Origin of the sequence: Leptolinea tardivitalis, assembly GCF_001050275.1 — a bacterium.
GTDB classification, from domain to species: Bacteria; Chloroflexota; Anaerolineae; order Anaerolineales; family Anaerolineaceae; genus Leptolinea; species Leptolinea tardivitalis.
The window spans coordinates 38,093-50,860 of the sequence record NZ_BBYA01000015.1; the positions used below are offsets into that span (position 1 = coordinate 38,093).

Sequence of the window (12,768 nt, forward strand, 5' to 3'; positions counted from 1 at the left end):
AAAATTCATCACCTGAAAAATGAAACTCCGCCGAACAAAAGTATTGTCCGGCGGAGTTTTAAAAATTGTTTTTTTATCAACTCAAAAAAACTTTTCGCAGAGAGAAATTGCCTTTTAACACGATTGCCAATTATTTAGTGTTATAAGCTGCATGAATAATGGTTTTGAATCAAATCGTATCATCCCGAAGAGCATCAATAATATTTTCTCTCTCAATCTCATTAATGGCATACCACATAGTAATGAACACGATTGTAAGAACGCTAAACACGCTGATGGTCATACTACTCCAGGGGAAAACATAATTGAAATTGTCTACCCGTTCCACAGTGACCAACACTTTATAAATCAGCCACGAAATGATTCCTGCTATTGGAAGCCCATACAAGAGCGTTCTCATACCATAAAAGACACACTCAAAATTCATCATCTTATTGAAATCGCGATCAGACATCCCCACTGAGCGGAGCATGGCAAGCTCACGTCTCCGCAACCTGACATTCGTGGAAATCGTGTTGAATACATTGGCAATCGCAATTAATGAAATCATGAAAACGAAAAAATAAGTAAACACATCGATAACAAAAGTTAAGCTGCGCCATTGTTCAAATATTGCGTGAACATTGTACAGTGAATACTCGGACGTAATCCCCGCCCCCTGTAGTATCATTTCCATTTCAGTTACCGATTGTGATGGATTCTTGGACAGAAAAATCAAACCCACGTTTGCTTTTAAATCCTGTATTTGAAATTCCCCGATGAGCGAATATGGAGCAATCACCATAAAAATATACCCTTTAGGTGTTGAAGATTGATCTGGGGGAGGATCCACAGGGTATGTATCAACAAATGTTAAATCGAGCTTTTTCGCCAATTTTTCCATTGGTTGATTATTTTTTATTGGAATGACATTCATAGCCATAGAACGATTCGCAAACATATCAAACACTTCTATCGTGCCATCTTTTTTTTCGATCTGTTGCCTGGCAATGACAATCAGTTTCGCATGACGCCCTGTATACTCTTTTTCAGATAGACCCAATTTTTTGACAAATTCTACATATTTGCTATCCTCAATGAACTGGATATTCATCGGCAGATTTACTTCCTGGTCTGTTACTGTATGTCCCGTAAATTTCCGGTACCGATCAGAAAGATCATTGGCTTTAACTTCACACGAATACGCAAAAACCGCCTGATATGTGCTTCCATAGATCCCATCGGCGGTTTTTAATGTATCGTAAAGCGTGAACATTTCATTGATGTTCATTTCTTGAGCATTAAAAAGGATGTCACCTTCTATATCCGTCACATACTGTTCTGAAAGCCGTTCTAGTGTTGTTCTAAATGTGGTTCCCGATACAAATAACACCAGGCTCAAAACAAGCGAAAGTACGATGCTGCGATAGCGTGTTTTATTTCTCTTAAAATTCTTCAGTGCAAGATTCCCCTCCAGGCCGTAGATGTGTTGTGCGAGTTTTGATGTTTTTACAGCGTTTGATTCGGTTTTAATCACGTTCGTCTGGCGGATACTTTCTATTATGGGAGTCTTTGCTGCTTTTCGAGCCGGAATATAAGCTGATATCAATATCGTAACCAGACTGATTGCCACTGCCCCGATAATTGTGTAGATGGATACCGATAGGGTTAACGGTACGGAACTATAGAGAATAGTTCCGAAATTTCTGGCGACAACAGGTATGACCAGCCATATGCTGCCAATACCTGCCAGAACGCCAATCGGTATACCAATCGCACCAATACAAAGCCCCTCAAACAGAACCGAATCTCGCAATTGGCTTGGCGTGGCGCCTACCGATGAGAGAATCCCAAACTGACGGGTTCGTTCATTCAGCGATATATTAAACGAGTTATAAATCAGAAAAATTGAGCCTATCATGATGATGGCAACCAATATGCCGCCAACCGTGTACAGAAGTGTATTGATAAGTTTATTGTCTGATAGGCCCATGAAACGTAGCACATTATCGTTAAGGATATAGCCATGTGTTTCGGCTGCGCTGCTTGCATAAGCCTGCACATAGCGTGGATCTTTTAATGTAATGAACAGAGTGTAGCTGTCTATCTGGTCAGCCGGCTCTACTTTTGTAATTAATGTATATCCTGGTGCTGAATGTTCCTCAAAGGTAGGCCTTTCGCAGATGCCCACAACCGTGTAGGTTCTCTTGGTGATGGGTATAAGCGTTTCCTTGCCGGAAAGGAAAGGATCATGTTGGTTGAGACTCTTGTTTTCGGCTAAGCGATTTCCAACAGCAAGGGTAATCGTGTCACCTACCTTGAATCTGACGCCGCCCTTTATCGCGATGTGGGCCGGGACAAGCATCTCCCCGCTATTTTCAGGCAATCTGCCAGAAATCAGGCTGATGGGCAGGGTATTAAAAGTATCATCGCTGAATCCGGCGATAAAAAGATAGGGCTTTTCGGGGCTTCTCCCACCGTCCAGCGTTGCATAGCCGATGTTTTCGAATGTGGCGGTTTTTACAACGCCATTGTCATGAGATCGTTTCTGCACAAAAGAGGAATCAACCTCTAAAAATTCAACATGCCAGTTGCCGTATTTCACAATAGAACTGTTTAATAAGAAATTCAACAGGGAAGTGCCAAAGGTGGCGACTGCCGTAATCATGGTTGTGGACAAAATAACACCGATTATCGTGACAATTGTTCGGGTATGGCTTTTTTTCATACTTTGCAGGGTGATTTTATGAAAAACATTCATGGCCGCATCATCCTTTCATCCCGTGTTACTTTGCCGTCTGATATGCCGATAATACGGTGAGCTTGCAGGGCGATATTCTCGTCATGGGTGACCAGGATCAGAGTCTGACCAAATTTCTTATTGCTTTCTTTCAACAGTTTGATGATTTCATTCCCATTCCGGCTGTCCAAATTGCCAGTGGGTTCATCGGCAAGCATAACCGCCGGAGCATTCATCAATGCACGTCCTATAGATACACGTTGTTGCTGACCGCCAGAAAGCTGATTGGGCAGATGCGTTTTGCGATCTTGCAGCCCAAGCATTTCAAGAAGGTCATTCAGCCGTTCCTCGTTGACTTTACGTTTGTCCATCAGGATCGGCAAGGTGATATTTTCCACCACATTCAGAGTGGGAATGAGGTTGTGAAACTGGTAAATCAGCCCAACCTGCCGTCTGCGGAAAATGGCGAGTTTTTCATTGTTTTGGGCATATACATCCTGCCCGTCCAAATATACCTTCCCACTTGTTGGTGTGTCTACGCCACCGATGATGTGAAGCAATGTAGATTTTCCCGATCCGGAAGAACCGATGATTGCTGTAAACTCCCCCTTGTCGAAGGTAAGCGAAACATGGTCAAGCGCGGTAACCTGGTTTTCATCTTTTCCGTAAACCTTGCACAAATTATCAATTTTTATAAACTCCATTATGTGAGTCTCCTGTCTCATGGTTTACCCATATAATAGAAGCTCTAGCTTACGTTTCTGTGACATACAGGTGAGAGATTCGTCACTTTGGAAAACGTATGATGAATAACGCGCCGCCTTGCGGGTGATTTTTGGCGGTAATCGTCCCTCCCTGTCGGGTGACAATCATTTTGCAAAGAGCCAATCCAATCCCATATCCTTTAGCGTTGGTCTTTTTTCCCCGATAAAACCTGTCAAACAGGCAAGGTAAATCTTCTTTATCAAAGCCCGCACCGCTGTCGTGGATGGTAATCTCAGAAAAAAGCGGGTTGTCAATGCAAACTATCTCAATCTTCCCTTTCTCACCTATGCTTTCCATGCAATTCTTCAGAATGTTTTGAATGGCTTCCGAAAGCCAACCAGAATCACCCTTAATAATCATCCCTTTGGGGATGTCTATCAACACATCAATATCATGGAGATCTAACGGGATCAAGAACGGGCGAAGGGCTGCGTCTATCAGGTTATAAATATCAATCGGCCCATTTTGGAACACAACAATACCTGCGTCTAGACGGGACAATTTCAATAATGAAGTAACTAACCAATCCATACGAACTACCAATTCCTCTGTTTCCCGCAGGAATGCATTCCGTTCGTTTTCATCAGGGTTATTTGCCAACAAAGAAAGAATAAGGCTTGCCGATGTGAGCGGGGTTCGGAGTTGGTGGGCGATGTCGGCCAGCGAATCAGCAAGATGTTCTTTTTCCTTTTTCAGCGTTTCATTTTGCTCCCGAATACGTTGCAGCATCTTTGTTATTTCACATTTAAGAATGGATAGTTCACCCTCGTCTGATTCACCAATATCCATGTGGTCCAAATTATGAAGGACAATATCGATTTGGTCTGAAATTCGTGCAATGCTTTTATATCGGGCTCTGGTAAATATAAAAAATGCCGTACCAAATGCTGCGGCAGAAGATATTGAAAGAATTCCCGCCGCTGTATTAATAGCAAATCCAAACAAGACAGAAATGGCAGTTAGGAAGGAAAATAAGATGGCGAACTGCCGAAATTCTTTATTCCGAAGCATTCCCGCCCCCCAATCGATATCCTGTCCCGCGAACTGTCAGAATGATTTTCGGGTTAGCTGGCTCTTCCTCAATTTTTTCTCGCAAACGTTTAATATACACAGTTAATGTATTGTCATTAACAAACTCACCGGCCGCGTCCCATAATTCGTCAAGCAGCCTCCCCCGCGTGATAATACTTTTTGGGTTGTTAATAAATACGAGCAATAAGCGGTACTCCAATGCTGAAAGAAAAACCTCTTTCCCGTTTTTTTTCACTACACCATTAACCGTATCGACATGAAGCCCGTGAATTTCAATATCCGATCCGGAATGCCCGGTTTTTCGCAGTGCAGAGCCAATTCGTGCAATCAATTCACGAGGACGAAAAGGCTTGGTGATATAGTCGTCTGCACCCATATTCAACCCGGTTACAACACTGCCTTCATCGCCCGAAGCTGTCAGGAAAATAACTGGAATATCTTTCTTCATCTTTATTTCCGTACAAACCGTAAAGCCGTTCCCATCCGGCAAAGAAATATCAACCAATGCCAGATCAAATTTATTCTCGGCAAGAACAGTCAGAGTCTCGTTCCGCGTAGACGTGTGGGTAACAGCAAATCCCTCTCTGCGGAGTAAAAGTATAAGATTCTTGGCGATTTCTTCATCATCTTCAACAAGAAGTAATCGTGGCATCAATCAGTCCTCCGATTCATTAACCATTCTTGAAAGTCGTCCATGTCTTCGTCACATAATTCATTATTGGAAAAAGTAGGAATACCAACCATATAAGCAATTATCCTGAAAGCATCAGTTTACCACGCCAGATATTGTGCCAAGACAGGGCTCAAGCAATCACTACCGTTCCCCTTTGACAGGCTCGCGGCTCGATAATGCTAACAAAATCATCTGATGGCAAAACCGCATTACTGAAACTACCTGAAAAGATAGGCAAGCTCTTCTTATGTTACTTATTTGTTCCACCATTCTTGAATTACATTTCAATATTGTTCAGATGATCGGTGATGTGGTCACCCTCAGGATAATGCGAGTAGAAACCAACAATTCTTCACCTGAGAATCCCTAGAAGATCATTCTGGAAGTCTATAAAGATCAAATGGATAATTTAATAGACAATTCCCTAAAGCACATTATTCAGATTGCCGAAATTCATTTTTCACTTGCTTATCTGATTCACTTCTACCAGTGATAAAAGCCAAAAGTTACTCGTAGCTGTTGATATCTACATTTTTCAAGAGATATCAAGGCCTTCTTGAAATACTATCCAGTCAATAGAATTTTTGTTTACATGATTTTATGATATTCGTTACTTCCATAAGAAAACAAAAAAGGTGTCAACATCCCAAAATTAGTACCACTTTAAAGTAGAAACTCAGGCATGAATTGATGCATATTGGTACGGTGATAAGCCCTTCAATGACTCATGGGGCCTAATGACATTGTATTCTTCCAACCATTGTTCTGAAATTTCTCTCACCTCATTCAGTGAATTGAATAAATAGGCATCCAGAATATCTTCCCGGTAGGTCCGGTTGAATCGTTCAATATATGCGTTCTGAGCCGGTTTGCCAGGCTGTGTGTGAGCCAATTGAACGTTGTGTTCCTGTGCCCATTCCTCCAACCGATGGGAAATAAATTCCGGCCCATTGTCCATCCGTATTTGCTTGGGGCAGCCACGCCATGAAATGATCATCTCCAGAACCCTTATTACGCGTTCTGCGGGTAAAGAAGTGTCCACTTCGATCCACAATGCTTCTCGGTTGAAATCATCCAGAATATTCAATGTTCTAAACGCTCTTCCGCTGGCCAGGCTATCGCTCATAAAATCGATTGACCAGCAGTGGTTGGCCACCTCTGGTTGAATCAGTGGCAGCGGAATTCGTTTTGGTAGTCGTTTTTGGGGCTTGATTTTTAGATTTAGGCGTAAATCACAATAGACCCGTCGAATTCGCTTGTGATTCCAACCATGAGCCTCATTTCTCAAATAATCACGCATTTTCCCGAATCCCCATCGAGGCTTTCTCCCTGCCAGTTCTAGCAAAGCCTTTGCGATCTCCTCGTCCTTGCTCTTTTTTGCCTGATACCGGTACACGGTTCGGCTCAATTTCAGCATCCCACATGCCTGACGCTCGCTCAGTCCATACTCTTGCATAGCATATCTCGCCAAATCCCGGCGTGCATCAGGCTTTATAGTTTTTTTTGAACAATATCCTTTAACGCTTGATGTTCCAGACTCAAATCGGCAAACATCCGTTTGAGGCGCTGGTTTTCTTCTTCCAATTCTTTTAATCTTCTCAGCGAACTGGCATCCATTCCGCTGTACTTTGATTTCCACTTGTAGAAGGCACTTTTGCTAAATCCGTGCTTCCGGCTTAAATCTTCAACCGGTATCCCTGATTCCGCCTCTTTGAGGATCGTCACGATCTGACCTTCTGTGAACTTCATCCGCTTCATGTGGTCTTCTCCTGGTCTGATTTTGCCAGAAGTTTCCACTTCTTGCTGGTACTATTTTAGGGGATGGTTACCAAGGGTATATATCTCTTTAGAGTTTTGTTCTAATGTCCTTGGGGAAAAATGAAATCGTGCATCGTAGCTACATTAGGAACTGAAGCCCAGGTAATTACCACTGTAACTGATTGCCTTCTGGAATTAAAGAATAATATCTCGCAGGTTTATATTATTCATACGTCTACGTCGGATGGTTCCATTAAAATTGCTCTTGATCGATTAAAAAAAGAAATAAAAACATACCCTGGTTATAAAAATATCAAGTTTGATTTTTGTCCTATAAAATTATCTTCTGGTGAAAGTATTACTGATGTTGACTCTATTGAATCGGGTCAGGCAGGCTTCCAGCTGATATATCGAACAATTTTAGATGCAAAAAGAAATGGATTTCAAATATTTCTATGCATTTCTGGGGGCAGGAAAAATTTATCTCTCTTTGGAATGTCAGCAGCTCAATTATTATTTGACGATAATGACAGACTTATCCATCTCTATTCTTCACCTGATTTTGTCTCAAGTAAGGAGATGCATCCAAGAAATCGTTTTGATGCCAACCTTGTAGAAATTCCTGTACTTCTTTGGAGCAAAATTTCTCCGGCTTATTTGTTGCTAAATGACGTGGTTGATCCTCTTAAAGCAATCGAAATATATAAGAACATACATTTAGAAGAGAGAATAGAAAACGGCAGCGTGTTTCTGCTTTCCATTCTTTCTCCAGCCGAACAACAGGTTGTAGAATGGCTGGTCATTAGCGGATTGACAGATATAGAGATAGGCAAAATTTTGCATATCTCAGATCGAACCGTTGAAAGTCATATACGATCAGCCCGCATCAAAGCAGAAGACTATTTTCAGATTTCAACGATCAACCGAGCCGGTCTAATTGCACTTCTTCAACCAGCGGTAATCTTTATCAAAGGAGGTAAATTCGGGGAAAATCCGGATGTTTAATAATTCAACATGTCATAAGATAGATGCGTTCACACCCATCAGGCAGGGGAAACAGGGGGTACGGTCTGGTGGGTGTGACGCTAAGAACATTCATAGATGGGAGGGTTAATGGAAGAATACATTTTACAAGCAGCTTTGGCTGGTCTGATCCATGATGTGGGGAAAATTCTTCATCGGGCGGATGAAAAACCAAAAGCAAAACACGCAGAATATACGCAAAGCTTCATAGACCTTCTTCCCGCAAGATACAGAATGATGTGTCGTGTATCTGAATACCATCACAATCCCGATTCAGGCGATGCAAGTTCTCTTCCGGTGACGTGGCAGGTTTCCCTGGGTGATAAACTTTCTGCCGGTGAGAGGGCAGATGAAAGATCTGAAAAAGATGGAAATGATTTTCCGATGCAAATGGTCTCCATCTTTGATCGCATAAACCATCCCTCGATCTTAAATGATGCAAACGGCACCCATTATCTCTCGCTGGAACCTTTGAAATTAAGCAAAGACCACATCTTTCCACAAAATGCACCTTTGCCAAAAGCTCAACAGCATCATCTTTACGAGAGCTTGAAAGCAGAACTTATAAAAATAGGGCAATGTGACCAGGACGACCCTGAAACATATATTGAAACCTTTCTGTCTGCTCTGAAGGAGTTTGCCTGGTCAGTTCCCTCTGGCTATTACTACAACCTCCCGGATATTTCTCTCTATGATCATTCGAGAATGACCGCCGCGCTGGCTGTCTGTGTGGCTGATTGGCCAATTGAGAAATTACGATCCATTCATGGCGCAGTTGTCAGGAAATGGCTTGCAGATAAAGACCCTCAAAAGAATAAGCTTCAACCAGAAGATGTAGAAAATTTAAAAACTCCATGTGCTCTGCTTGTAGGTGGTGATCTTTCTGGTCTACAGAAATTTCTTTATACCCTCTCTTCCTCTGAAGCAGCAAAGACACTACGTGGACGCTCATTCTATCTTCAGTTATTAACAGAAGCGGTTATGCGCCTGGTTTTACGAAGGGTTGGAATTCCGGGGACGAATGTGGTCTATTCAGGTGGTGGTCATTTTTATATTCTGGCTCCTGTTTCTTCTGAATCAAAGCTTGTATCGGTTCGAAAGGAAATAGGCAGAATTTTGACCAGGGCACATGGTTCTGAGCTCACCCTTACTTTAGCCTGGACAAAAGTACCTGCAGAAGGTTTTTCGGTGAAAGAATTTCCGAAATACTGGGGAGACATGCAATCGGCCTTGAGTAAAGCAAAGTTGACACCATTCTCAGAACTGGAAGAAGATCTTTATGATCTCATCTTCAAAATCAAGGAGACTGGCGGCAACCGGGATCATGTTTGTTCAATTTGTGGAAATGAGAACGATTCTGTTCATAAAGATGCCGATGCCAAAGAAATCCAGCTATGTTCCCTTTGTCAATCATTTATTAAAGAGTTGGGCACCCAACTGCCGATCTCTAGCCAGATAATTCTGGGTTTTGGTGAACCTGTAGAATTACCGACATCTGGTTTCACCGCGTTAAATATTTTATCGGCTCTGGGTATGGAGGTTCATTTTAGTGACGGTAAAAATGAAGTGGATTTCAGCTCTCAAAAACAAATTTTTGTGGAAAAAGCCTGCGTTTGGGAATTAAATGATATTACGTCGAAGAAAGTGAAAGTTACAGGCGTCCCCTGTTGGAGAACCAGACACTACACAGTAAACCAGATTCCCAAGGAAAAAGATCAGCCTATTACATTTGATGATCTTCAGAAGAAGGCTGAGGGAATCCACAGACTGGGTGTATTAAGGATGGATGTGGATAACCTGGGTAGTCTTTTCGAAAAAGGACTTCGAGATAAAAAAGATCAGTCTCTTGGTTCGCTCTCACGGTTAAGTACCCTTAGTTTCTCACTTTCACTCTTTTTTGAAGGATGGGTTGGAAAGATCTGCTCCACCTACAAAGATCGAATCTATGCCGTTTATGCCGGCGGGGATGATTTGTTCCTGATTGCTCCGTGGAATGATGTCCCCGGACTTGCCCTTGCAATTGTGGATGACTTTCGCGCTTTTACGGGAAATAATCCTAATCTGCACATTAGCGGAGGAATGGCATTCATCCACGGGAAATACCCGATTTATCAGGCGGCGGAAGATGCCGGTGAAGCCGAAAACCTGGCAAAATCTTTTGAAGGTAAGAACGCATTCGGTTTCCTTGGAAAGGCCTACTCCTGGGATCAATTTAAAGAACTAGACAGGATACATAAATCTATTCGAAATCTTGTCACATCGAAGGATGAAAATGGCCTTACCGGACCACAGGCGCTCATTGGGTTGCTCAGGGAATTGGGTGACCAAGCGGAAGACGCCCGTAAGAAAAAAGGAAAACCTGTTTATGGTCCCTGGATCTGGCGGGGTGAATACACTCTCACTCGCATGATCGAACGGGAGAGAAAGAGCCATCCAGAATTAGCAGATTCATTAGAAAAACTAAAATCTGACCTTCACAAAGATATGTATATGAGAATTGAAGATTACGCCGTTGCTGCCCGCTGGGCGCAGCTTGAAATCCGTAAAAATCATCAGGAGGATAAAAAATGAACATTCAAACAATTATTACCGCCGATCCAGATGGGCAGGAACTGGTAAAACAGGCTGAAATCCTTGGGAAAAACCTTAAGGATGGCAACGTTACAAAATCCCAAATGCGGTCAATTTTTTCTGAAGCCCGTCAGATTGAGGCTTCCTGGGGAAAAGGGAATTCGGCACTTCGGTTAAGCATGTTAAAACCAAAGCTGGCTTATCAAAAAGCGCGCCAACCGAAAAACGCAAAAACAGCTTTTGGTGATTTGGTATTAGATCTAACACAAGGAATTGATGCAGTTCTGGATTCCAAGGTCTCTGTTGAAGAACGTGATAAACGTTTCAAGAAACTGATGAATTATTTCGAAGCTGTTATTGCCTACCATCGCGCTGCCGGTGGCCAATAAATCTCTGGGAGAAATTCAAAATGACAACCAACATTCAACTTTATGGACGTGTCGTAATCACGGCAAATATTAATACGCTAACCGGCTTGCACATCGGGGGTACTTCGGCGTCAATGGAAATTGGTTGTGTTGACAATACCATCATCCGCAATCCGATCAATGACCAACCTTATATCCCTGGTTCCAGTTTGCGCGGAAAGATGCGTTCACAGACAGAAAAGATTCTGGGTTTGGAACAAAATCAATCCATTGGACAGGATGTTACCATTCACTCCTGCCAGGAACCGGAAGATTTTAAAAAGAATGGCGGATGCCCGGTCTGTACGATTTATGGATTACCCGGCGAACGGGATTTCAATACAACATCACGGCTTGTTGTACGGGATGTGTCCATGACACCGGAGAGTGTAGAAAAACTGAAACACTTGCAAACCTATCTTCCTTTCGTGGAATGCAAGACAGAAGTAGCTATAGACCGGGTGACCAGCAAAGCAACACCTCGTTCAATGGAACGCGTTCCTGCTGGAACGGTATTTGGACCTGCAGAACTTGTTTATTCCATTTATGAAGTGAATGATTTTGAGCGTCTATCTTATGTTTTTGAAGCCCTCCAGTTGGTTGAAGATGATTATCTGGGTGGGTCAGGATCTCGTGGTAGTGGAAAAATCCGGTTTGAATCGATAAAACTTACCGCGCGTTCTAAAAAGGATTACGGTAACGCCGTAGATCTGGGCACTTTCCCATCCATTCAGGAACTGAACAATGCGCTCAAATCAATAACAGCAAAAGCGAAGGAAACCATTCTTTTGGAGTCAAAATGAATCTGATAACCTGGGAATTCACCGGCGGTCCGTTTCATTTTGGCCGGCGGGGATTAGGACAGGAGGTTACTGCCGCCTGGTTCTCTTCTGACTCCCTGTTCTCCGCGCTTATTTCCCGCCTGGCTGCGATTGAAGGGGCAGAAGCTATTGACGCATTCATGGAACCTTTTGTCAACAATTCTGCTCCATTTATCCTATCCTCTCTGTTTCCCCGTGTTGGCAGACTTTACTTCTTTCCGGTTCCAGTTGCCCGTGGAAAACGGGAATTAAAAGAGAACATCTCGTATAAAGACCTGAAGAAGGTTCGTTTCCTCTCAGAACGGCTTTTTATGCGAGTCATCAAAGGCGAAGATCTTGTAGATATTTATCCTAAAGCTGTCAAAATGCAAAATGGAATCTTACTGGCGGATCCTGATGAAGCCAGGGATGTTCCTTCGCAGGTATGGAAAGAAGATAAACGTCCACATGTCACTCTGGACCGCCTGACTCAAAAATCCATGTTGTATTTCACGGGTGAGATTTATTTCGCACAGGACTGTGGTTTTTGGACGGCAGCGGATATCCGCGAGGCATCATATCTTCCAACGTTAAGTTATCTTTTAAATGAAGTGGGAGAAGCTGGTATTGGAGCAGACCGCAGCACTGGTTTAGGTAGGTGCGCCGTGGTACGAGGAAAAAGCATTGACCTTCCCGAACCGAAATCAGACGGGTTGATGGTCACATTGGGTCGGTTCCTGCCCAAAAAAGAAGAGACCCATACCTTTATGAAGGATGGTTGCGCTTATAAACTGGAAACAATCGGCGGATGGATCACTTCACCGCAGGAGATGAATCAGCGGAGACGGATCATTCGCATGGTTTCTGAAGGCGCTGTACTTGGTTCTCTCCCTCATCCATGTGGAGACCTTGTAGATGTACGGCCGGTATATGACGGGAAAGCCGGTTTGGACCACCCGGTCTGGCGCAACGGGCAAGTACTCGCATCCGCATATGTACCTGCAATGAAAGGTGGTTAGA

General features: G+C 43.0%; 10 protein-coding genes. 5 read left to right on the forward strand and 5 right to left on the reverse strand.

The window, feature by feature from the left end:
* Positions 1-169: 169 nt before the first annotated feature.
* The 5 genes from LTAR_RS16385 to LTAR_RS16405 all read right to left on the reverse strand — a co-directional run bounded on the left by LTAR_RS16385 (position 170) and on the right by LTAR_RS16405 (position 6,947).
* Positions 170-2,740, reverse strand: a complete 2,571-nt coding sequence (locus LTAR_RS16385; protein WP_062423393.1) for an ABC transporter permease — start codon at positions 2,738-2,740, stop codon at positions 170-172.
* Entirely contained in the window at positions 2,737-3,423 is a 687-nt protein-coding gene (locus tag LTAR_RS16390; protein WP_062423394.1) for an ABC transporter ATP-binding protein, read from the reverse strand. Before LTAR_RS16390 ends, LTAR_RS16385 begins: the two co-directional genes overlap by 4 nt.
* A gap of 82 nt (positions 3,424-3,505) precedes the next feature.
* Positions 3,506-4,495, reverse strand: coding sequence for a sensor histidine kinase (locus LTAR_RS16395; protein ID WP_062423395.1), 990 nt, complete (start codon positions 4,493-4,495; stop codon positions 3,506-3,508).
* Positions 4,482-5,168, reverse strand: a complete 687-nt coding sequence (locus LTAR_RS16400) for a response regulator transcription factor (protein WP_062423396.1) — start codon at positions 5,166-5,168, stop codon at positions 4,482-4,484. The genes LTAR_RS16395 and LTAR_RS16400 overlap by 14 nt, the downstream gene beginning before the upstream one ends.
* A gap of 697 nt (positions 5,169-5,865) precedes the next feature.
* Positions 5,866-6,947 (reverse strand): IS3 family transposase gene (locus LTAR_RS16405; RefSeq protein ID WP_139044612.1). Its coding sequence is split into 2 segments (ribosomal slippage): positions 5,866-6,686 and positions 6,686-6,947, totalling 1,083 coding nucleotides; the frame shifts between segments, so codons are not numbered across the junction.
* A gap of 120 nt (positions 6,948-7,067) precedes the next feature.
* Here LTAR_RS16405 and LTAR_RS16415 point away from each other — a divergent pair.
* The 5 genes from LTAR_RS16415 (at position 7,068) to csm4 (ending at position 12,767) form a co-directional block, all read left to right on the forward strand.
* A complete protein-coding gene (locus LTAR_RS16415; RefSeq protein ID WP_062423398.1) occupies positions 7,068-7,952 on the forward strand; it encodes a CRISPR-associated ring nuclease in 885 nt (294 codons plus the stop codon).
* A gap of 108 nt (positions 7,953-8,060) precedes the next feature.
* Positions 8,061-10,541: a type III-A CRISPR-associated protein Cas10/Csm1 gene (cas10, locus tag LTAR_RS16420; RefSeq protein ID WP_062423399.1), complete on the forward strand. Its 2,481-nt coding sequence runs from the start codon at positions 8,061-8,063 to the stop codon at positions 10,539-10,541.
* A complete protein-coding gene (csm2, locus tag LTAR_RS16425) occupies positions 10,538-10,930 on the forward strand; it encodes a type III-A CRISPR-associated protein Csm2 (protein ID WP_062423400.1) in 393 nt (130 codons plus the stop codon). Before cas10 ends, csm2 begins: the two co-directional genes overlap by 4 nt.
* 20 nt (positions 10,931-10,950) lie before the next feature.
* Positions 10,951-11,751 (forward strand): type III-A CRISPR-associated RAMP protein Csm3, encoded by an 801-nt coding sequence (gene csm3, locus LTAR_RS16430; RefSeq protein ID WP_062423401.1) that lies wholly within the window; start codon positions 10,951-10,953, stop codon positions 11,749-11,751.
* The gene (gene csm4 / locus LTAR_RS16435; protein WP_062423402.1) at positions 11,748-12,767 is read left to right on the forward strand and encodes a type III-A CRISPR-associated RAMP protein Csm4; all 1,020 of its coding nucleotides are present in this window, start codon (positions 11,748-11,750) and stop codon (positions 12,765-12,767) included. The genes csm3 and csm4 overlap by 4 nt, the downstream gene beginning before the upstream one ends.
* Position 12,768: the final 1 nt, after the last annotated feature.